The sequence below is a fragment of the Bradyrhizobium sp. genome, from assembly GCF_016213215.1.
Taxonomy (GTDB): domain Bacteria; phylum Pseudomonadota; class Alphaproteobacteria; order Rhizobiales; family Xanthobacteraceae; genus Bradyrhizobium.
This window is the reverse complement of sequence record NZ_JACRAW010000077.1, coordinates 25,016-45,403: the sequence shown is the minus strand read 5'-3', so window position 1 is coordinate 45,403 and position 20,388 is coordinate 25,016. Positions and strand designations below refer to the sequence as shown.

Annotated in this window: 19 protein-coding genes; 6 read left to right on the top strand and 13 right to left on the bottom strand. The window is 61.8% G+C overall.

Features of this window, described 5'->3' with window-relative positions; translation table 11 throughout:
- Positions 1 to 46: 46 nt before the first annotated feature.
- From HY852_RS13260 to HY852_RS13235, 6 genes are all read right to left on the bottom strand, one after another.
- On the bottom strand, positions 47 to 712 hold the full coding sequence (locus HY852_RS13260; protein WP_291605164.1) for a DUF429 domain-containing protein: 666 nt from the start codon (positions 710 to 712) through the stop codon (positions 47 to 49).
- A 33-nt stretch (positions 713 to 745) separates the two neighbouring features.
- Positions 746 to 1,675, bottom strand: coding sequence for a LysR family transcriptional regulator (locus tag HY852_RS13255; RefSeq protein ID WP_291605163.1), 930 nt, complete (start codon positions 1,673 to 1,675; stop codon positions 746 to 748).
- Between the two features lie 78 nt (positions 1,676 to 1,753).
- Positions 1,754 to 3,427 carry a carbon-nitrogen hydrolase family protein gene (locus HY852_RS13250; protein WP_291605162.1) on the bottom strand — a complete coding sequence of 558 codons (1,674 nt, stop codon included), beginning with the start codon at positions 3,425 to 3,427 and terminating at the stop codon, positions 1,754 to 1,756.
- A 30-nt stretch (positions 3,428 to 3,457) separates the two neighbouring features.
- Positions 3,458 to 4,291: an ABC transporter ATP-binding protein gene (locus tag HY852_RS13245; protein ID WP_291605161.1), complete on the bottom strand. Its 834-nt coding sequence runs from the start codon at positions 4,289 to 4,291 to the stop codon at positions 3,458 to 3,460.
- Positions 4,292 to 4,306: 15 nt separating this feature from the next.
- The gene (locus tag HY852_RS13240; protein WP_291605160.1) at positions 4,307 to 5,299 is read right to left on the bottom strand and encodes an ABC transporter substrate-binding protein; all 993 of its coding nucleotides are present in this window, start codon (positions 5,297 to 5,299) and stop codon (positions 4,307 to 4,309) included.
- A gap of 41 nt (positions 5,300 to 5,340) precedes the next feature.
- A complete protein-coding gene (locus HY852_RS13235; protein ID WP_291605159.1) occupies positions 5,341 to 6,126 on the bottom strand; it encodes an ABC transporter permease in 786 nt (261 codons plus the stop codon).
- Between the two features lie 451 nt (positions 6,127 to 6,577).
- Between HY852_RS13235 and HY852_RS13230 the strand changes: the two genes are divergently transcribed.
- The 3 genes from HY852_RS13230 to HY852_RS13220 all read left to right on the top strand — a co-directional run bounded on the left by HY852_RS13230 (position 6,578) and on the right by HY852_RS13220 (position 8,633).
- Positions 6,578 to 7,396 carry an NAD(+)--dinitrogen-reductase ADP-D-ribosyltransferase gene (locus tag HY852_RS13230; RefSeq protein WP_291605158.1) on the top strand — a complete coding sequence of 273 codons (819 nt, stop codon included), beginning with the start codon at positions 6,578 to 6,580 and terminating at the stop codon, positions 7,394 to 7,396.
- Between the two features lie 7 nt (positions 7,397 to 7,403).
- Entirely contained in the window at positions 7,404 to 8,330 is a 927-nt protein-coding gene (gene draG / locus HY852_RS13225; protein WP_291605157.1) for an ADP-ribosyl-[dinitrogen reductase] hydrolase, read from the top strand.
- An 87-nt stretch (positions 8,331 to 8,417) separates the two neighbouring features.
- Positions 8,418 to 8,633, top strand: a complete 216-nt coding sequence (locus HY852_RS13220; RefSeq protein ID WP_291605156.1) for a hypothetical protein — start codon at positions 8,418 to 8,420, stop codon at positions 8,631 to 8,633.
- Positions 8,634 to 8,984: 351 nt separating this feature from the next.
- On the opposite strand, the gene HY852_RS13215 is transcribed toward HY852_RS13220, so the two are convergent.
- Both HY852_RS13215 and HY852_RS13210 read right to left on the bottom strand, forming a co-directional pair.
- The gene (locus tag HY852_RS13215; protein WP_291605155.1) at positions 8,985 to 9,443 is read right to left on the bottom strand and encodes a hypothetical protein; all 459 of its coding nucleotides are present in this window, start codon (positions 9,441 to 9,443) and stop codon (positions 8,985 to 8,987) included.
- A 345-nt stretch (positions 9,444 to 9,788) separates the two neighbouring features.
- A complete protein-coding gene (locus HY852_RS13210; RefSeq protein WP_291605154.1) occupies positions 9,789 to 10,028 on the bottom strand; it encodes a hypothetical protein in 240 nt (79 codons plus the stop codon).
- 1,372 nt (positions 10,029 to 11,400) lie between these two features.
- Between HY852_RS13210 and HY852_RS13205 the strand changes: the two genes are divergently transcribed.
- Together HY852_RS13205 and HY852_RS13200 are read left to right on the top strand one after the other, a co-directional pair.
- Positions 11,401 to 12,726 (top strand): TROVE domain-containing protein, encoded by a 1,326-nt coding sequence (locus HY852_RS13205; protein ID WP_291605153.1) that lies wholly within the window; start codon positions 11,401 to 11,403, stop codon positions 12,724 to 12,726.
- Positions 12,727 to 12,846: 120 nt separating this feature from the next.
- Positions 12,847 to 14,187 carry an RtcB family protein gene (locus HY852_RS13200; RefSeq protein WP_291605152.1) on the top strand — a complete coding sequence of 447 codons (1,341 nt, stop codon included), beginning with the start codon at positions 12,847 to 12,849 and terminating at the stop codon, positions 14,185 to 14,187.
- A 69-nt stretch (positions 14,188 to 14,256) separates the two neighbouring features.
- Here the strand turns inward: HY852_RS13200 and HY852_RS13195 are convergent, their stop codons facing one another.
- From HY852_RS13195 to HY852_RS13175, 5 genes are all read right to left on the bottom strand, one after another.
- On the bottom strand, positions 14,257 to 15,441 hold the full coding sequence (locus HY852_RS13195) for a serine hydrolase (RefSeq protein WP_291605151.1): 1,185 nt from the start codon (positions 15,439 to 15,441) through the stop codon (positions 14,257 to 14,259).
- 74 nt (positions 15,442 to 15,515) lie between these two features.
- Entirely contained in the window at positions 15,516 to 15,860 is a 345-nt protein-coding gene (locus tag HY852_RS13190) for a Lin0512 family protein (protein WP_291605150.1), read from the bottom strand.
- A 1,153-nt stretch (positions 15,861 to 17,013) separates the two neighbouring features.
- Entirely contained in the window at positions 17,014 to 17,613 is a 600-nt protein-coding gene (locus HY852_RS13185) for a DUF6789 family protein (protein ID WP_291605149.1), read from the bottom strand.
- A gap of 516 nt (positions 17,614 to 18,129) precedes the next feature.
- Positions 18,130 to 18,387, bottom strand: a complete 258-nt coding sequence (locus tag HY852_RS13180; protein WP_291605148.1) for a hypothetical protein — start codon at positions 18,385 to 18,387, stop codon at positions 18,130 to 18,132.
- Positions 18,388 to 18,497: 110 nt separating this feature from the next.
- Positions 18,498 to 19,316, bottom strand: a complete 819-nt coding sequence (locus HY852_RS13175) for a response regulator transcription factor (RefSeq protein ID WP_291605147.1) — start codon at positions 19,314 to 19,316, stop codon at positions 18,498 to 18,500.
- Positions 19,317 to 19,541: 225 nt separating this feature from the next.
- Between HY852_RS13175 and HY852_RS13170 the strand changes: the two genes are divergently transcribed.
- Positions 19,542 to 20,279, top strand: a complete 738-nt coding sequence (locus HY852_RS13170) for a hypothetical protein (RefSeq protein ID WP_291605146.1) — start codon at positions 19,542 to 19,544, stop codon at positions 20,277 to 20,279.
- Positions 20,280 to 20,388 lie beyond the last annotated feature (109 nt).

The window sequence follows — 20,388 nt, the reverse complement described above, 5'->3', positions numbered from 1 at the left end:
ACCGGACAGGTCGGGCAAGGCGCCGCCGCGGCCAGCCTCGCCGCTCTCAATAGTTGATCTCCATTCGCAGGCCGCGGGGATCGGTTTCATCGCCGCCGAGACGCGCCGTGCTGTCGCGCGCGGCGACGGCACACGCGCAGGCATCAATCAGGTCGTCGCATCCGATCCCGGTGCCGAAGCGATGCGTCAGCCATTTCGCAAGCCGGACGAAGCCGCGGCCTTCCAGCAGCCTGACGCGCTGGTCGCGGCCGCGCGCCGACTTCTTGCCGTCCAGGCGCGCGCCGCCCGCGAGATTGCGGAAGATCAGCTCCGGATGAGCCTCGCCGATCATTGCCTGGGCTTCCGGTGTGATGAAGGCGTTGACTTCCCGGATCTTGTCCCTGATGTTCCAGAGCTGGCAGGACACGCCGGTGCCCGGCCCCTCGTGCTGCCAATAATAACGATTGGCAGACCGCTGGTCGGGAAACTCGCACATATTGCGGCGCGCGCCGAGGAAGACGGAGGCACCGACCAGCTCGCGCGCGGCGAGGTCGCAGTTGCGGTGGCCGGACGTCTTCAGCCCGATCGGCATGTCGATCATCGCCCGCTCGTAAGGCATCGACAGCAGCCGGCCCAGGTGAGGCGAATAGTCGAAACCATGACGGCCGTCATCGTCGATGAACGCCGCAACCCAGCCGCCGCGAAATCCATCCAGGCCGAGATAGTGGGCCATGGTTTCCATCACCCCGGGCGTCCGCCTGCCCGTTCAGTCGCGCCATACCGGGGACATCAGGAGGGCTTTGTCCGAGGCGATGCGCTTCTCGAGGTAGCTCATCACGGCCTTGATCCGCGCGATATGCAGCAGATCCTCATGGATCGACAGCCAGATGTCGCGAACGGAAAAGTAACTGGGAAGCACCGGCCGCAGATCCTTGTTCTGGGCCGCCACGAACGACGGAAGCATCGCGATGCCGACGCCGCTCGAAACAGCCATGAACTGGGAAACCAGGCTGGTGCTACGGAACACCACGTGCGGCGGACGCAGGATGTCGGAGAGCCATCGGTTCTCCTTGATGTGGATGAGTTCGTCGATGAAATCGATGAAGTCGTGAGGTTCAAGCTCTTTCAGGTTGGCGGGGTTTTGGTGCGTCTTGAGATAGGCGCGGGACGCGTACAGGAAGATGCGGAACTCACCTACCTTCTTCACCGTCAGTCGCCTCCCCTGCGGTTTGAAAAAGGAGACGAAGACATCGGCTTCGCGCCGCGTCATGTCGAGCAGACGCGTATCCGTGATCAGCTCGACCTGAATGGAAGGATAAATCCGGTGAAAGTCGGCCATGCACCGCGTCAGGTACATGCTGCCGATTCCCTCCATGCTGGCGATCCGCACCGCGCCGGCGGCATTCGCTCCCTCGCTGCCGGCAACACTTGCTGCGATGGCGTTCGCCTGACTCTCCATGCCCTCGGCGTACTGGAGAAGTCGCAAACCCGCCTCGGTCAGGGAAAAGCCGGCCTTGCTTCGTTTGAAGAGCGTCGTGCCGAGGCTGCGCTCCAGCTCCCTGACGCGCCGGCTGACTGTGGTGTGATCGACCTTGAGCTTCTGGCCGGCCCGAACAAGGTTGCGCGTTCGGGCCACCTCCAGAAAGTATACGATGTCATCCCAGTTGTATCGCAGCGGACGCCCTGCCTTTGCCACCGCAACCTTCCCAACCTGCCGTACGGCTTCTCGATGCAATGCGGCCAGTCTCCGGCAATTCGGCGCAGACGGCAACCGTCAGGCGGCAATAATCGGCGCGTAAGTCTCGACCAGGCGGTTCGCGAACATGTCGACCTTGGGAATCATCAGCTTCTGACGGCAGACCGCCAGGTCGATGTGCCTGGGCATGACCGCACCCAGCTTGAGCGAGCGCGGGGCGACGACATTGATATCCCAGAGCGGAAAACCATTCGGGGGAATCACGAGGCTTCCGCCCGGATAAGGCGAATCGACGCGGTTCGCGAGAACGACCGCAACCCGGTTGTCCTCGGCCCGCGGAACGGCCAGCAGCTCCCGCTCGAATGGCTCCCGCAACGAGGCGGGCCACAGGATGATGTCGGCACCGGCAATTCCCAGACACCGCGAGGTCTCGGGAAAAACAGCGTCATAGCCCGACATCACCCCGAGCCGGCCGAACGGGGTCTCGAACACCGGATAGGTGTCGCCAGCCTTCGCCCATTTGCGGTCTTCGGCCGTCAGATGTGTCTTGCGATAACGCCCCACCTCCGTCCCCTCCGGACCGATGAGGAACGTCGTCACGTACAGGCCGGCGGCTGCGCGCTCGACGCTGGGTACCGCAATCAGACACCGGTATTTCGAAGCTATCGAAGCGACCTCACCCAGCAAGGCGGGCGTCCGCTCGGCCAGCGCCTCCGCCTCGGCGGCATTGGGGATCGACGACGGACAGAAGGCGTATTCCGGAAGCAGCAGGACCTGAGCGCCGAGCTTCGCCGTATGGTCCACCATCTCGAGCACATCCTTCGAAGACCCCTCCTTCGTCACGTGCATCTGGATGGCCGCAACTTTTGCGACCGACCGGGCGGGCACGAGCGGCTTCTCCGCACTCTTGCAGACCGGCGTCTTTTCATAAGGAAGGGCCATGATTCCGTAGGTATCCGGACGACGGTCTGCGATCTTGTCATTGGCGGCGTAGATCGATTTGTCGGACGCGGCTTCCAGATCGATGTCGGCTACGGCCAAGCCGTGCGTGTCGTACGGCACCTTCGACATGACGCGCCCCTTGGGATCCACGATCATGCTGCCGCCCGGATAGTAGATCGATCGCTCATAGCCCGCCTTCGTCGCGGCCACGAGCCAAACCCCGTTCTCGTAGCTGCGGGCCGGTCCCCACATGTCGGCCTGATCCATGGCGAAGAAGTTTGCCATGTCGACGATCACTTCCGCGCCCTGCATGGTCATCGAGCGGAAAATCTCGGGGATGCGCCCGTCGAAGCAAATCAACAACCCGATCCGGCCTAGATCCGTTTCGACCACCGGGCAGCCCCGCTCACCGAAGCTGAACCAGTTCTGGTCGTGCGTAGCCAGGAACTGCTTGTGATAGTGGCAGGCCAGTTCGCCCTTGCGGTCAAACATCACGCCGGTGTTGAAGATCTTCTGCTTGACCGGATCCCACTCGGTCACGCCGCTCGCGATGTAGACCGAATGTTTCCTGGCAAGCGCCGCCAAAGCCTTGACGAAAGGACCGTCGGTCACGGTCTCGGCAAGCGCGCGACAATGCTCGGGCGAGTCAAACAGGTAGCCGGTGTCCATGCACTCCGGAAACACGATCAGTTCGGCGCCCTGCCTCACGGCATCCTCGACGTAGGCCGTTGCGAGAGCGATGTTGTGGTCATAGTCTCCCAGACGCGCGAGCGTCTGAACGGCGGCGGCGCGAAAGCGACGCTTCCTCATGTCGGTCTCCATTGTCTGCTCAAATACAACTCAGTCGCGCTTGACCTCGTGCCAGAAGCGATCGAGGCAGTGCCGTTTCAGCGCGACGAACTTCTCTCCCGTCGTAACATCGAGATCGCGCGGCCAGGGCAGGTCGACGGAGACAATTTCCGCCACTCGTGTCGGCCGACGTGTCAGCAGCACCACCTGGTCAGCAAGCTGGATTGCTTCCTCAAGATCGTGCGACACGAGCAATGTCGTCGTTTTCAGCTTCATGAAGATTTTCTGAATCCGCTCACGCATGAACAGCGTCATTTCGTAATCCAGAGCTGAAAACGGCTCATCCAGAAACAGGACCTCGGGCTCGGTAACAAGCGCCCGAAGGATCGAGACGGTCTGCTGCTGCCCGCCCGACAGCGCGTAGGGGTAGGCGTTGAGGTCGAACGGCACGTCGAATTCGGCGAGCAGCTTCTCGACCCGCAGCCGTCGCTCCTTGCGATCGAGCCCCATCACTTTCAACGGATAGTGAATGTTGTCGATCGCGCGCAACCAGGGAAACAGCGCTTCGCGATAGTTCTGGAACACGTACGAGATCCTGGTGTCGCGAATGCTCTGACCATCGTAAAGCACTTCGCCGGCGTCCATCGGCATCAGTCCGGAGATCATGTTGATCAACGTGCTCTTGCCGCACCCGTTCGGCCCGAAGACCGATATGAACTTGCCCATCGGCAGGTCGACCGAGAAATCCTCGTAGATCGTCGTGCCCTGAAACTTCTTGCTCAAGCCCCGGACCGTCACATAGGCCTGCCGCGCGCTGCGCTCGGCTGCGCCCGAAGGGCTGCACGCGTCGGCAACCACTTCGAAGTTTCGGATGGGTCTCGTCATCGGCTTCTCGCCTCTTCAGTTTCCGAGATCGGATTTCGAGAGCATCTTCTCGTGAACGTTCATGGGCTGAGTGATCACGCCCTCCTTCACGAAGATATCGACCAGCGCCTGATAGGATTTCAGGTCCGTCTCGTTCAGGTCCTTGAAGCTGCGCAAGTATGGCTGGGCCAGCAACCCCAACTGATCCTCCTTGATGGGCGTGTACTTCGGAAGCACCGGCTTGTATTTCGCGAAGTCCGCGTTCACGAGCGCCGTTGCCTCGTCGATCGCCTCGACCACCTTGCGGGCGACTTCCGGTCGCTCCTTCAGGAACTTCGTGGTCATGAGCGAGGCGCCGGAATAGAACGGATCGGCAATCACCTGGGCGACGGGATTGGTCATGGCGCGGGTGGCCTTGCCCGATGCGACCGCAATCGAGCCAACCGGCTCCAGCGACAAGGTCGCGTCCACGGTGCCTCCGACGACCGCCGGCACCTGCATCGCGACCGCAAGGTCGGTGAGCTTCACGTCCTTATCGGGATCAAGCCCGGCGGCACGCACCATGTGCCTGGAGATGGTTCGCCATTGTATGCCGGGAATATGTCCAAGCGTCTTGCCTTTGAGGTCGGTAAAGCTCTTGATGGGACTGTCGGGCTTCACGATCAAACCATCGTTGATCCGGTTGACCGCGATTCCGCCGCCCTGCAGTCCGAAGACCTTCAGTTTGCCCGGAAACTTCGATTCCGCGATCATCGCGATGCCGGCTGCCGCGCCGGGAGGCCCGAAGTCGGCACGTTCGGCGATCAAGGCGTCGATGATCTGGTTCGGCGCCTCCATCCTCGTCGAGACGATTTCGATGCACGCCTTCTCGAAGAGCTTCTCTTCCAGGGCGACGTAGTAAGCGGTCGTCTGCATGATCGGCAGCCAGACAGCCGTGACCTTTTCGGTCTTTGTGCACGCCGCGTTGGCGGCCGATGTAACCAGCAGCACGCTGGAAGCTGTGGCAGCAATCGTCTTCAAGATCCGCATGGCGATCCTTCTGTCGTTTGATGATTTTTCGATAAGAGGTGTCATTTGCCCGACCAGTGCACCAGAGAACGCTCCACAAGGAGCAGTGCAAAGTTCAGTCCGTAGCCCATCGCACCCGCCACCAGGATGGAGCCGTACATGTCGGTGAGTGAGTAGGAGATCTGGGCATCGATAATGCGGTGGCCGATCCCGTCAGTTGCGCCGATGAACATCTCCGCAACGATGATCACCACGAGAGCAAGCGAGACCGCCGTCCTCAATCCCACGAACGTCTGAGGCAGGGTTTCGTAGAAAATGACGTCTCTGAAGATGCGCGCTGAAGAGGCGCCCATCGACCGGGCCGCAAGTATGCGGGTCTGCCGAGCATTCATCACCCCGTAGGCGACGTTGAACACGATAACCAGCCACGCGGCGAATGCGGCGACGGCGATCTTGGCAAAGTCGCCTAGTCCGAATAGCAGCAGGAACAGCGGAAACATCGCCGTCGCCGGCGTTGACCGAAAGAAGTCGATCAGGAATTCGACGGACCTGTAGACCGCAGCCTTCGCACCGAGCACGATCCCGATCGGCACGCCGGCAACGATGGCGATCAGCACGGAATATGCGACGCGAACCAGCGTGCGAAGAAAGTCCGTTGTCATCCGCCCCGTTGCGATACTGCTCGCCGTATCGCGCAGCGTATCGATCGGCGAAGGCAGCAGGTCATTGCTGACCAATTGCCCCTTGAAGGCAATCCACCAGAACACGATCAGCAGCAGCGGCCCGGTCGCCAACTCGATCGCGCGCCGCACCTTTGGACTTCCCAAAACTTCAGGAAGGTATCGCATCAACCCCTCGCGCCGTTGCATGCCAAGCCCGTGCGGACATGGTCTTGCCGGTCTCGGGCATTGTTCGTCGGGCTCGGCCAAAAGAAAATGCCAAGATGTGCAAATAGGTGTGCAGATTTGCATATCAAAACCAGCGTAGGCCGATGATTGATTTGCGTGCTTGCACGATTAAGAAATGGGCAATTTCCTATCCCGCCGCGCCGATGCGTCGCTCAACCCGTTGGAAATGTTATTGCAAGCGGTTTCTCGCCGCGCAGATCAAACGCCCACGCAATAAGCACGCCTCCCGGCATGGCGTACTGCTCCGAGGCGGCGACTCCGGCCAACGCTAACGATCAGGCCGCAGTCTCCCTTGTTGATCCCCTGTCTCCCCTGTTAATCAGCCGGCGAAGCGAAGCACCCGACACCGAGGTCGGAATCGGCTCCGGCAGAGCATCATCACTGGCCCGCGATGCGCCCTCCCACCGGCATAGGACATTCCACCAACCTGGTCGGCGTGCCGATGGAGTTTCTCGCCAGCCACCGTTTCAACGACGGACCGCTGCCGCTGCACATCGCCGGCGTGCGCGAAATGAATCCGGCGCTGTTCGAAATGCTGAGCCAGGCCGAGGATCTCGCCGACAGCGGCGAAGCCTTCTTAAAGTACATGACCGCCATGTTCGCGCTCGACCCCGAGCAGCGCGAGGCCCGTGTCGATGCGGCGAGCGGGCGGCGCCGCTTCCGCTCCTCGTTCCTCAACCTGATCAAGGGCTGGGGATTCGACAGCAACGGCGCGGAGGGCGCGGTGCTGAAGGGCTGGGTCGAAAGCCGCTTCGGCATCTTCCCGACGTTTCACAAGGAGCCGATCCGTCGCATCTCCAGCAAGGCGTGGACGAGCTATGTCGAACAGAAGATGTCGAGCCGCTTCCACAACAATGCGATCTACGTGCAGCTCGACCTGCTCTACGAATTCTGCCAATGGGCGCTGGGGCGCTTCTCCGCGCCCGGCGAGACGCATCTGACGCTCTATCGCGGCGTCCACGATTTCAAGGAGCACCAGATCCTCGAGCGGATCGACAAGCGCACTGTCATCATGCGCCTCAACAACCTTGCATCCTTCACCTCCGACCGCCATATCGCCGAGTGTTTCGGCGAAACCATTCTCACCGCGCAGGTGCCGACCGCCAAGATCGCGTTCTATAACCAGCTGCTCGCGAGCCACCCGCTCAGGGGCGAAGGCGAATACCTCGTCATCGGCGGCGAATATTGCCTTCGGGCGAGCTACTACTGAGCGGATCATGACTCATTCCTCCCCGAGCATCGACGATCGCGCGCTGGCCGCCTTTCTCGGCTTTGCCGTCGGCGACGCGCTGGGCGCGACCGTCGAGTTCATGACGCCCACCGAAATCAAGGCGCAGTACGGCGTTCACGACAGGATCGTCGGCGGCGGCTGGCTGAAGCTCGCGCCGGGACAGGTCACCGACGACACCGAAATGTCGCTGGCGCTGGGGCGCTCGCTGTTGCGCCACGACGGCCTCGACCTGCGTGACCTTTGCGAGGAATTCGCCGCGTGGCTGAAGAGCCGCCCGGTCGATGTCGGCGCGACCTGCCGGCGCGGCATCCGCCGCTACATCACCAGCGGCACGTTGCAGGGCACCTTCTTCGAAGGCGACGCCGGCAACGGCGCGGCGATGCGGGTGCTGCCGGTGGCGCTGGCAACGTTGCAGCAACCCGGCCGGGCGAGCGAATGGACGCTGGCGCAGAGCCGTGTGACGCATCACCATCCGTTCTCGGATGCAGCTTCCCTCACCCTGGTGCGAATGGTGCAGGCGCTGCTCGGCGGCACGGAAAAGGATGCGGTCCGCGCCATTGCGTTCGATCTCGTCGCCCAGCATCGCCAGTTTGGCTTCGCGCCCTATCGCGGCCTCTCCACCGCCTACGTCGTCGACACGCTGCAGACGGCCCTCCACTTCTTCTTCACGACCAGTTCGTTCACCGAATGCGTCGTGCGCACGGTCAACCAGGGCGGCGACGCCGACACCACCGGCGCGATCGCCGCGATGCTGGCCGGAGCGACCTACGGCACCTCTGCCATTCCGGAACAATGGCTGCGCCGGCTCGACCGCAAGGTCGCAGCCGAGATCCGCGACCAGGTACCGCGGCTGCTCGCGATCGGCACGCGGCCAGCCGCGGCGGCCGGGGTTGATCCTGGTCAAAGCACCTGAACGAACCTTCTCACATTAGATGCGTACGCCTGCCCAACACGATCTGGCCGTGTTTCCGCGGTCTGAGGATCCCTCCAAGGAGGAGCAATGTCCTACACCATTGGTTTCGCAACGAAGAACAACCGGGAGATCTCGGCCGCTGAAGCGCCGACAGCTCACCGCGCTCTGGCGATTGTCGAGGAGCTTCAGAACAGCGGCCAGGAAATCAAGTTCATCCGGTCCCCTCAGGAAGGTGAAATCGGCATCGAAATGCTTCGGGTGCTGACAATAGAAGAAGCCGAAGAAATGCCCAAAAGGGCGTGAGCAAGCGGCATGACCGACTGCAGGATACGCATCTAAGCCGCCGATCTGTGATCGCCAAAGATACCCGACTTGCAACTCTCGTGATCTTCTTACGTGCGCGGCCAGAAAGCGATAACGGTGGCTGGCGTAGCCGTAACATGACGCCAATCCGCTGTCGGCGCTGGCCTCCGAAGCTACCCGGCGAACGGGATTACAAGGAGCAAGAGCGGCGCGAGACGATGCCCGCCCCGTCGCCCGACGTTCAATTGGGTGGGGTTTTCGCAGACGGTCGCGTTCGGGATTATGATTATCAAGAGTGCAGGCCCGAACGCACCGCGTGGTTCGCTCCACCTGGGTGATCTACTACTTCCCTCACCAGCGACGCCAATGGTACCCGCCGTACCTGTGGCCCCAATAGGGTCGATATCCTCCCCAGTACGGTCGATACCCGATGTAGTGCCTTCTGTAGAAGGGACGATAGGCATAGCCGGGATAATACCCCCCGGCGTAGCCATAGCGCGGATACCCATACCCGTACCCGTACCCATAAGCAGGATAGCCAGCGTAACCGTAATAGGGGCCACCACCATAGTAGTATGGTGTCGTAGCCGCGGCGAGAGCGCCTCCGATCAGCGCACCAGCGGCCAGTGCGCCGAACCCCCATCCGCCGCCGTGCCAGCCACGGTAATGAACCTGCACGACTCCGGCTTGCTCGGCCGGCTTCGCGACCGCGGAAAGCGCTGTCAGCGGCGCGGAATACGCCGGGGTATAGGGAACAAGGGAAAGAGCGCCTACCAGTGAGATCGCTGCAGCAATCCTTGGAACCTTCATCACAGACCTCCAAATACAAGCGCAATTTCCAACATCAACAAGGGGCGTGTTATTTTGTTGCGCTGATGACAAAAAGTTTTTTGAGAGACCCGGAACGTGTTCAGCTTTCGATTTTGCGCGGCTAACGGCTGCTGCCCCGGCCAAGCAGTACGTGATGCCTTGGCGCCCTGTTGCGGCCAGTCCTCCGCCGAGCCACGACACCTCCGCTCGGGAAAATCGCTGCGCCGCCTCGAGCGCAAGGTCGCAGCAGAAATCCGCGAACAGGCGCCGCGCCTGCTCGCGATCGGTGCGCAGCCATTGCGATGATGCGATGAGAAGACCAGCGCTCGAATCGAAAGAACAGAGCTACACGTCGTCATCCAGTTGACGTTCGATCTCTCGCTTGTCCCGCCGGCGCTGCACCTTCTTGCCTTTTTTCTGCAAGATCCTGCGGAAGGACTTGATGACCTTTTCTCCAAGCTCATAGGCATGTGACGCGCCGGTCAACCAGATCGGGCCACTCTTTTCTCGCATTCTGATCTTGGTGCGACGAGGAAGATCACCCGGTTGTTGACCGTGCTTCACTCGCTTGTGCTCTGACAGCATGATGTACTCATCATTCCGAAAACGATTGAGCCATATCATCTCCCCAATATCATTGCGAGGAGCGATAGCGACGAAGCGATCCAGTCTGTAGCAACATGCTGGATTGCTTCGCTTCGCTCGCAATGACGGAGTACACAGAGATACAGACTTCAAACAACAGACACCTTGCGCATGATCCCTGTGGGACAATGATCGCCCGAAGTTGCGATCTGCGCCCGCACACCCGCTTGACAACCACAACTCCCGGGCGTATGTCCCGCGCCCTCGCGAACAATCGTGTTCGCGGCAATGAACCTGAGCTGTGACATGCGACACGGATATGGACAACTGCAACGCCTATCGAATGGCTTCGCGCCGGTCGATGGCGCATGCCTGGCTCATGGGAGCGATCTTGCCTAGAAAGCAAGTTCGAAAGTCCGCACCCACACGGACCCTCCCGAGCCAAGCCGCTCCGGAGGGTTTTTTCTTGCCCGGAGCCGACACGTTGAAATTCGCCGGCGAGAAGCCGGACGGGAGACCCGGATCCCGGGGCTCGCGCGGATGACGCGCGTGCCCAAGAGCGCGGGGCCTGCCGGAGGGAACGAGGCGATGAGCCGGATACCGATGGCAGAGCGAACCAGACAAAGGGTTCGCTATGCGGCGCGTCGTTGAGAGCGCCGCCATAGAATTTGTTAGACTCTTTTGGTTTGCCGCATGTCTTGCGGCTCAACCGACGCTGGTGGTGAAGATGTCGGATACTTCGCGCCATGGGAAAAGCGGGTTCGAATCCCGCCTTTGGCGTCACGTACCGTGGAAGCGGCTCTGCGAGGGCCGTTGAGTCGCGGGTTCGGTTCTTGTCTTTCGGGCCAAGAACCTGCGTTGGCGTCACTGAAACCGACATCGACAGTTCCCCAGCGTACCCATTCAGTTGCCGGCGGCATGAAAACGCCGGCAAGGCGGTGGTGAAGATGTCTGTTACTTCGTCTTTTAAACGAGCAGCCCGCAAGGGCAGCAACAGCATCGTCCGTTCCCCGCCAACCAGTTCACGATCCGTGGTGAAGATCGCTGTTACTTCGCCTTGAACGCGAGAGGTCGCGGGTTCGAATCCCGTCCGGCGTTCCATGCGCCGGTAGCTCAGTGGATAGAGCGCTTCCCGGCCAGCCTGCGCTGGCCGGGTCTCAGCAATCGCCTGTTCCCGGATCGTGGTCCTATCGCCGGTGGTGAAGAGCGCTGTTACTTCGTGATCACAAGGCCGGAGGTTCGATTCCTCCCGGAAGGCGCAAGTCTTTCGTAGCTCAGTGGCAGAGCATGTGAAGCCCGAAAGGGCAATACAGCCTCGCTTGTTCCCCGGCGCACCTATCCGATCCATCATCAACTTCAAGGAGGGGCTTTCATGATCAAGCTCAACAAGATCGTCCGCGCCTTCACGTACGAAGGGGCGCGGGCAAGGCGCTTCACGCCCGAAATGGAGCTGCGGCGCGCGCTGATGAACTGCCTCTTGTGGGAGGACCAGTTCTACGAGGACGGCGTCGCCATCGCCGAGCGCATCAAGACACTGGTGCCGCGGGTCGATCCGGCGCGCGTCGCCGCGCTCGCGATCGAGGCGCGCGAGGCGATGAAACTGCGGCATGCGCCGCTCCTGGTACTGCGCGAGATGGCGCGGCACGAGAAGCATCGCGTGCTGGTTGCCGATACGCTCGCCCGCGTGATCCAGCGCCCCGACGAGATGACGGAACTGCTGGCGATCTACTGGGCGGATGCGCTCGGCCCTCACCAGCAGCGCAAGCGTCAGCCCGTCTCGGCGCAGGTCAAAAAGGGCCTGGCGCGCGCGCTGACCAAGTTCGACGCCTATCAGCTCGCCAAGTACGACCGCGACGGCGCGGTGCGGATCCGGGACGTCCTGTTCCTGGTCCACGCCAAGCCGAAGGATGCGGACCAGGAGAAGGTGTGGAAACAGCTCGTCGACGGCGAGCTGGCTTCGCCCGACACCTGGGAGGTTTCGCTCTCGTCCGGCAAGAACAAGCGCGAGACCTTCGAGCGGCTGATCGCCGAGAACAAGCTCGGCGGCATGGCGCTGCTTCGCAACCTGCGCCTGATGCAGAAGGCGGAGGTGCCGCGCCGAATCATCGCGGACGCGATCGAGGCGATGCGGACGGATCGTATCCTTCCCTATCGCTTCATCACGGCGGCGCGCTACGCGCCGGATTTCGAGCCCGAGCTCGAAAGCGCGATGCTCAAGTCGGTCAAGGACTACGTGCGGCTGCCCGGCCGCACGCGGCTGTTGATCGACGTGTCGGGATCGATGTTCGCACGCCTTTCCGCGCAGTCGGAAATGACCAGCGCGGAAGCGGCCTGCGGTCTGGCGATCCTCGCCCGCGAGGTGTGCGAGGAGGTGGAAGTCTTCACATTCAGCGAGGACGTGAAGAAGGTCCCTCCCCGCCGCGGCTTCGCGCTGCGCGATGCGATCATCAACTCGCAGCCGCACGGCTCGACCTACCTCGGCAAGGCGGTTTCGAAGATCGACCGCAAGGGCGATCGCCTGATCGTCTTCACCGACGAGCAGAGCCACGACGCCGTCCCCGCCCCCAAGGCGTGCGGCTACATGGTGAACGTGGCCTCGTACCAGCATGGTGTCGGGCACGGCCCGTGGACGCGCGTCGACGGCTTCTCCGAGGCCGTGCTCGCGTGGATCGCGGCGTCGGAAGCGACGAAGCATTGATCTGTCCCAACAAGCAGCCCGGGCGCGGCACGCCCGCGCCCGGGCACTCTCACATTGATCATTAGCAACTGCATGGACCGCATCGCGGTTCAGGCGGACGTTTGAGGTTAGGAAAAGACCATGAGACGACCTGATCCCCACCAGGAGCGCGCCCGCGAGCTCTGCCTTGCGGCCGGCGTCGATCCGGATTCGCGCGTCGGCGAAGGGCGTGGCCAGCCGGCCTGGTGCCTTTACCGGGACGCGGCACGCAAGGAGCACCTCACCCGTGAAGCCGAAGCGGCCGCTGCCGAGATCGCGAGCCTGCGTCCGCAGGACGAGCGGTTCAGGAATGCGCCGCTGAAAGTGTTCGGCCAGCACGACGACGCGACGGTGGCGCAAATGCGCAACTGCATGGCAGTCGGCAACGTCGTATCGGGCGTGATCTGCGCCGACGGCCATCTGGGCTACGCCCAGCCGGTCGGCGGCGTGATCGCCTATGAGAAGCAGATCAGCATTTCCGGCGTCGGCTTCGATATCGCCTGCGGCAACATGGCGGCACGGCTCGACACGCGCTTCGAGGACATCGAGGCGATCGCGCCGATCATCATCCGCGACGTTGCCAAGACGATCTCCTTCGGCATCGGCCGCGCCAACGCCGAGAAGGTCGAGGATGCGCTGTTCGACGACGGCGATACCTGGCGCGAGAGCGACATGGAGGCCTATCGCCAGAAGGCCGTCTCCCAGCTTGGGACGGTGGGCTCGGGCAACCATTACGTCGACCTGATGCGCGACGAGGAGGGCTTTGTCTGGATCGGCGTTCACTTCGGCAGCCGCGGCCTCGGCCATACCAGCGCAACGCGGTACCTCAAGGCCGCCGGCGGCAAGGACGGCATGAACGTCCCGCCCGCCGTGGTCGACGAGGATTCCGAACTCGGCCGCCGTTACATCGCGGCCATGGAGCTTGCCGGCCGCTATGCCTATGCCGGCCGCGAATGGGTGGTGGAGCGCGTCCGCCAGATCATCGGTGGCAGCATCACGGAAGCCGTGCACAACCATCACAACTATGCCTGGCGCGAGACGCATGACGGCAGGGATCTGTGGGTGGTGCGCAAGGGCGCGACGCCGGCTTTCCCCGGACAAAAGGGATTTGTCGGCGGCTCGATGGGCGACGATGCCGTCATCCTCGAAGGTGTCGACAGTCCCGAAGCCAAGGCCTCGCTCTACTCGACGGTGCACGGCGCCGGCCGCCTGTTCGGCCGCAAGGAAGCGAAGCGGCGCTTTACCCGCGCGGAAATGGACCGCTGGCTGAACGAGCGCGGCGTCACGCTGATCGGCGCCGATCTCGACGAAAGCCCGATGGCCTATCGGCGGCTGCCCGAAGTGCTGGCGCAGCACGCCGGCACGGTGCGGGTCCTGCACACCTTGCGGCCGTTCGCGGTGGCGATGGCCGGTGAAGGCGAGTTCGATCCGTGGAAGGACTGAGCGAGCGGGGAAGCCATGCTTTCCCCGCTCTTCTATTTGCGCACTCCGTAGCCTTGCGAGGTCCGCCCCTCACGGGCCGACTGCCTCGTAGGCGAGGCGCTTGAACTCGAAGAAGAAGGGATTCCAAAAGCCCAGGGCGCGCTGCGTCATCAGGACGCCGGCAGTGTTGGCCTGCGGGCAGATCCACCAATGCGTGCCGGCGAGACCGCCCCACTGGAATTCACCTGGCGAATTCCGTGGATCGAGCGGCGTCGGCGCGAAGGTGACGGCGCCGCCTAACCCAAGACCCTTCCCGGGGATGGGACCGAGCGTGGCGAAGCGGATGGTCTGGCCGCTGGCGAGCTGGTTCGTCATCATCTGCCTGACGGTGTCGGGCTTGAGCAGCCTGTCCGAGCCCGGCAGCAGCGCCCGCACCAAGGCGAGCATGTCCGGCAAGGTCGAGACCATGCCGCCGCCACCCGACTGCCGCGCGAACGGCTTGCGGTAGGCCTCCGGGTAGGGCTGGTCGTCAACGCGCCACAGGCCGGGCTTCGTCGGATCGAGCACATCCGCGCCGCGATAATAGGCGACCAGCCGCTCCTGCTCGATCGTCGGCACGAAGAAGCCGGTGTCGCGCATATGAAGCGGCTCGAAGATGTACGCCTTGAAGAAGTCACCGAGCGTCTTGCCGGAAACGACTTCCACGACGCGGCCGAGCACGTCGGTCGCCACCGAATATTCCCACGCCTCGCCGGGATGATAGGAAAGCGGCAGATCGGCCAGCTTGTCGATCATGTCCGTCAGCGGCGTGTACGGATTGAGGACCCTTCCTTCATTATAGGCCTTGAACAGCACCGTACCGGGATCGAAAATCCCGTAGCTCAGGCCGGACGTATGGGTGAGCAGCTGACGGATCGTGATCGCACCTCGCGCCGGCTCTACGTCGGCAAGGCTGGTCGCGCCCGCCTTCAGCACTTGGCGATTGGCAAGCTGCGGCAGGAATTTCTCGACCCGATCGTCGAGCGAGAGGCGGCCCTGCTCGACCAGCAGCATGATCGCGCAGGTGGTGACGATCTTGGTGTTGGAGAAGGCGCGAAAGATGTGATCGGGCCGCAGCGCCGTCTTCGCCTCGCGGTCCGCCCAGCCGACGCACTGCTGATCGACGACGTCGCCCCCGCGCAACACCGCCCAGGACACGCCCGGGATGATCTCCTGATCGACATAGCGCTGCATCGCCGCGCGCACGGCGGTAAGATCGCGATTTCTGGCGTGCATGCGCCCCTCCCCGAATGAATTAGGACGGATATATACCCACATTGGCGGTTGGAAAGCCCGCACCGGACGCGCGGCTATTTGCCGTCGTCGAGGCTGACGATGACGGCGGCGTTGGCGATGATGATCGCATCCCCGCCCTGCTCGACCGGGATCTCCAGCCCGCCGTTCACCGCGCTCACCGTCACCGTGCCGTACGGCAATTCCCTGGCGACCGCGGCGGTGTCGACGGCGGCCGGGTCCGGCACGCCGATGGTGACATCGACGAACATGTCCTTCGGCGTCTTGCCCAGCATCCGGAAGAAGCCGAGGCTCGAGTGCCGAATGGCATCCGACACCGCGCGCCTGGCCGCCTTGGTCGCGTCCTTGCCGTGAACATCGACGCCCATGCCCATCTCGGTGATACAGCGCACGCGGGTCATTGAAGACTTCCTCCTGTTGTATCGAAATCGCTGAAGCAGACCTTCGACCATCTGCGAGCATGGCACAAGCTTCGTCGCTGCGCTCCTCGCAATGACACGGCTGCCGATTCGTCATCCTGAGGGCGCGAAGCGCGTCTCGAAGGATGAAGGCCCCGCTGGTGCCCTCGCCCTTCGAGACGCGCGCCAACGGCGCGCTCCTCAGGACGAGGATGATACATGGCCGCTCGCGGCGTCCCACCCCCGTCATTGCGAGCGAAGCGAAGCAATCCAGGTTGCGTCCTCGGCAACTAGCTGGATTGCTTCGTCGCTATCGCTCCATACATGACGCCATGAGACACGACGCTGCTTTCTCGCGACGCTATGCGCCCGAGTTTTACTGTCCTCTTCACCCTCTTTTGAAAGCCGAGGGCGCAGGGAAGGCCGGGTGCCGGCTGGCACCCGCGGTCCGTGCGCAGAACGCACACGGGCTGGACCACAGGGCAGCCGAGACATCCCGGCCTTCCCTGCGCTGATGGTTTTACGGCTTATGTCGTGATCTCCCCGGTGAGACGAGCTCTATTGCCACCGTCGCCGCGCGGATGTTTGTTGGCGCATCACGCCGGTTGGCGTGAAACACCTCCGCGGGCTTGACGCCAGCTTCGGGCGCCAGGACCACACGATTTCGCCATCCGCGGACGTCCTCGCCCGGCGATCGAGGGCTGGCGTGTGCTCACCCCCGAAGCCCGGCGAAGACGCTCTTCAGCGCCGTTCGTCCGCGCGCCGGCAAATCGCTCACAAGCCTTAAGGTCAGCCCTGCGATTGCCCTCTCGCGCCCGACGCTGCCGCGTCCACCGCATCCCAGGCCCGCGTTTCGTGACGACGTACGACCGCCCCTCGTGTCGGGTGGGATGGACGGCATATACGCCAACTCCGAATTTCTGAAAAGCGGAATATTCTTGGTGTGTGGGTTTGACCAACATCTCGGGTGTTTTGCCCGACAGGCACAGCAATCACTTGTAGCCCGCATGCGCAGCGAGATGCGGGTCGCGATCACTCCCGGGTACCACTTCGTTCACCCGGGCTACGATGCTATCTGCCAAGCGGCGAAGTGGTGGGTTACGCTCCGCTAACCCACCCTACGGCCCTAAGCTGTCTGGCATAGCCTGGGCGGCACCTAACGAAGCAGCGAGCACTTTTGATAAAGAGAAGCGGCTTGGCACGGCGTTGTATCCATGGCGCTGTAAACGACGCCCATTGCGACGCTGTAGGCCAGCATCATCCCGAGGGAGAACAGCGCGGGCCACAGGCCGAAGCCAAGGTGCCTCGCAAAAGCGCCCAACCCCAGCAATGGAAAGAAAATCAAATCCATCGCCAACCATCCGATTGCACCGGCGATGAACCCCTTCGTAGGACCGCTGCTGCCCGGCAAGCGCCGGTAGAGATTGGCAAAAGCAAAGCCAGCCGCAGTCGAGCCGTTGATATACGAAAACAGCCAGGGTACCAGCGGATGAACGTACTCCCCGGTCCAGTAACCAAGCGCGATTTGGAGACTCTGATAGGGCTGGAACGATTCAAGTATGCCCAGTTTGGCTTTGCCGAGCATCAGCAAGGTGTACGTGACGCTTCCGCATAGTCCGACAATCGCGGCTTTCCAGACCCAATCCTTCGCCGTGACGAAACCAAGCAGGTTGCGGAGTTGCTTGGCAACCTTGCCGCTCTCGCAGTGTCTTCCGAAGATCATTGAGACAGGTGCGGCTTGCCGATGGATGGGCATGGTCGCGCTTCTCCATAGCTGATCTGATTGAAGCGAAAACTATTTCTTGGAGCAGGAAAGGCGCGCACCCCATGCGAGCCACGCCTCCGACTTCATGGGATCTTGTGAAGTTTCCACCGTCCGGACCGGGTGCAGCGCCTTCGGGCATCCCTTGCACCCGGGGAACTCAAACACGCAGAACTCATGACCTGAAGGCACGTCTGCCACCGTCGTCTCGAAGCGGCACCTGAACGTGATAGGCTGAACTTGGCTTAGCTGAATTTGGGGCATGATGCTCTCCTGGCTGTGGCCGCAGTCCGTCGAGATCGATCAATCAGACAAGCTGATTTATCGTCGGCTCGGTACCTGTTTCGCAAAGCCGATATCCGGCGAGCCCATCTTCGACTTCGGCGTTTGTCTTAGTCGCCGACACGCCTCATGTGAGAGCTCGACTTGCACCACCAGCTCACGCATGCGCGGAACTGTTGATAGGCTCGCTCAATGTTGATTGATCGGCGGGGGTTGAGGGCGCTGTAACTAATCTGCTGACGGCCGCCGCTCCGCGAATGATGCGCGCGATGTGTCTTGAACATCCGCTCCTTCCAGAAGTGCTGCAATTCTCAACTTATTCGGATCGCGCTCACCCTTCGCCGCCGCTGCGAGGATACGCGAGGCCAGCTTCACCATCATGACAGACGTTCGCTCTGCCTTAGGCAGGATGATTGCCGCCTCATCCAGCGCGGACCTCATCAGCTTGATTTCGTCGGGCTGAAATACCGTTCCGAGTGCACCCATTCTCGTCTCCTCCAACGCCACAACACTAATCGTTCCTCTCACGAGAGATCAGCCTGAGCAATAGCCCGAAACGACTATTCTCCAGGTGCCGCTTGCGCTTTGACCTCGGCCTAATTGTCTTGCAGAAGCGTTGATGAAAGAAGTGCTGCTTGAGTGCGGCTCCTGAGATTCAAACGTTCCAGGATCGCTGATACGTGCAGCTTAATAGTGTTGGGCGAAAGAAAGAGCGCCATCGCAATCTCTTTGTTGGACTTGCCTTCGCCCAGCAGACGCAGGACTTGTATCTGCCGTTTGCTCAACCGAGTACGGACGACCTGATCGGTTTCCCCTTGCGCTCCGTGCTTCTCGCGCGCAGCAGGCCCGGTGAACATTGTGTTCAATTGTGACGAGAGCGTTTCCAGCACGGAGCGCTCCAGGGCGCCGCCAATCGCGGCTAAATTGGTCCCCGGGCGAATTTGTCCTTTCTCCCCCTTGGCGCGCGCTCGTCGCGCACCGATCGGAACCGGCAGCATTGCTGTGAGGTTTACGTGAAGGATCGCCACGCCGGCTGATTTATTCAGCGAGAGCGGCAGCCCGATGAGGCAGAACCATCGCGCCTGCGTCCGCGAATGGCAGGGATAAATGAACGTCAAGAGATCACGCTTACCCGAGAGCAATGCTCTCAGCTCACTTACGAACCGACGTGAGTCCGGTTCATCGGATCGGCAATATCGCAGGTAGTTCGAGTCAATTCCTGAATTAGGAAGGCGCAATCCGTTTTGTCGACCGAATTGCTTCCACGCATCATTGACCGCCACAATCGTGCCGGAAGCGTCGAGAATTGCCACACTCGCGGGAAGCGATTTCAGTCCCTCAAACGTCGTAACTTTGTACTTCACGATGGTCCCTGCTGCCTGCTTTGTCGGCATCGTATGCACGGCGTTCGCCACGATGCTCGGAAAGCCGGATTGCGGTACAGAGATAGTCGCTTTGGGCTATTATTCTCATTTTGCGAGATATGAAATTCGATCTATTGATGCAGATCAAACGCGAACGCCTTGAGGACCTGTTCTACGTAGGTCCGTAGGGTGGGTTAGCCGCAGGCGTAACCCACCGCGCTATCTGCCATGCGATAGAGGAAGTGGCGACGAAGCATTGGGCCGTCCACCCTGAGAATGCCGCGGTCGCTGGAAAAAGTGATGACCATAACGCCTGGCTTATTGTTTCTGACCCGCTTGATCTTGTTCGTCGGCGCGGTCGCTGCAGGCGCATGGCTCGGCCAGGGCGCCGGCGAACTCCTCGTCTATGGCATCGCATGGCTGACGGACCGGGACATCGCCGAACTCAAGGACATGCTGATCTGGGGCATGATCACCGGGCTGGCGGTCGGGGCATTGACGGGCGCGTGGTCGGCTTTGCGACTGATCGGCGCCGGCAAGCTGGTTCAACGAGGGGCCCTGGTCTTGCTCGCGGTCACTGCATGCGGCGGCGGCGCGCTCATGATCGCTTTTTTCGACTGGCCCAAGAGTTCGGGCACTCCGGTCGTGCGATATCAACTGAGGCTGCCGCCAGGCATCACGGCATCCGATCAAAGCAATGTCGACCTGGACCTGACCTTATGGGCGAACCGGAGCGGTCACGGCTGCTACATCGACAGTATCCGACTTGTCGGCGACCGCTACGAGATCGCGGGCAACTTCGTCCTGCACAAGACCGATCCGCACCAGACGATGTCTCTGCGGCTCAACAACGCGACGGAAAGCTACTGGCACCTGCCAATCAAGCCGGATGCTCCGCTGGAGAAGGAATTCGGACCTTGGCAACGCATCGAGTTCATTGCGCCACCACGCCCCGTATCGCCGCTGCCGCCGGGCGACTACGAGATCCGATACCGTGTACGAAAGTACATGTGAGCGGGCAGCATCAAACGTCTCCGATGCAGAGGTAACGCGAAGACTTGCTGGTGGAGGTGATTAGCCCTCCTACTCCCACTCTATCATTTAGTGTGAGACTACTGCATTG

What these genes read in the sequence shown, in the direction of transcription:
- HY852_RS13260 (WP_291605164.1), bottom strand. Translation starts at nt 712, where the DNA reads ATGGCCCACTATCTCGGCCTGGATGGATTTCGCGGCGGCTGGGTTGCG.
- HY852_RS13250 (WP_291605162.1), bottom strand. Translation starts at nt 3,427, where the DNA reads ATGAGGAAGCGTCGCTTTCGCGCCGCCGCCGTTCAGACGCTCGCGCGT.
- HY852_RS13245 (WP_291605161.1), bottom strand. Translation starts at nt 4,291, where the DNA reads ATGACGAGACCCATCCGAAACTTCGAAGTGGTTGCCGACGCGTGCAGC.
- HY852_RS13240 (WP_291605160.1), bottom strand. Translation starts at nt 5,299, where the DNA reads ATGCGGATCTTGAAGACGATTGCTGCCACAGCTTCCAGCGTGCTGCTG.
- HY852_RS13235 (WP_291605159.1), bottom strand. Translation starts at nt 6,126, where the DNA reads ATGCGATACCTTCCTGAAGTTTTGGGAAGTCCAAAGGTGCGGCGCGCG.
- HY852_RS13230 (WP_291605158.1), top strand. Translation starts at nt 6,578, where the DNA reads ATGCGCCCTCCCACCGGCATAGGACATTCCACCAACCTGGTCGGCGTG.
- draG (WP_291605157.1), top strand. Translation starts at nt 7,404, where the DNA reads ATGACTCATTCCTCCCCGAGCATCGACGATCGCGCGCTGGCCGCCTTT.
- HY852_RS13220 (WP_291605156.1), top strand. Translation starts at nt 8,418, where the DNA reads ATGTCCTACACCATTGGTTTCGCAACGAAGAACAACCGGGAGATCTCG.
- HY852_RS13215 (WP_291605155.1), bottom strand. Translation starts at nt 9,443, where the DNA reads ATGAAGGTTCCAAGGATTGCTGCAGCGATCTCACTGGTAGGCGCTCTT.
- HY852_RS13210 (WP_291605154.1), bottom strand. Translation starts at nt 10,028, where the DNA reads ATGCTGTCAGAGCACAAGCGAGTGAAGCACGGTCAACAACCGGGTGAT.
- HY852_RS13205 (WP_291605153.1), top strand. Translation starts at nt 11,401, where the DNA reads ATGATCAAGCTCAACAAGATCGTCCGCGCCTTCACGTACGAAGGGGCG.
- HY852_RS13200 (WP_291605152.1), top strand. Translation starts at nt 12,847, where the DNA reads ATGAGACGACCTGATCCCCACCAGGAGCGCGCCCGCGAGCTCTGCCTT.
- HY852_RS13195 (WP_291605151.1), bottom strand. Translation starts at nt 15,441, where the DNA reads ATGCACGCCAGAAATCGCGATCTTACCGCCGTGCGCGCGGCGATGCAG.
- HY852_RS13190 (WP_291605150.1), bottom strand. Translation starts at nt 15,860, where the DNA reads ATGACCCGCGTGCGCTGTATCACCGAGATGGGCATGGGCGTCGATGTT.
- HY852_RS13185 (WP_291605149.1), bottom strand. Translation starts at nt 17,613, where the DNA reads ATGCCCATCCATCGGCAAGCCGCACCTGTCTCAATGATCTTCGGAAGA.
- HY852_RS13180 (WP_291605148.1), bottom strand. Translation starts at nt 18,387, where the DNA reads ATGGGTGCACTCGGAACGGTATTTCAGCCCGACGAAATCAAGCTGATG.
- HY852_RS13170 (WP_291605146.1), top strand. Translation starts at nt 19,542, where the DNA reads ATGCCGCGGTCGCTGGAAAAAGTGATGACCATAACGCCTGGCTTATTG.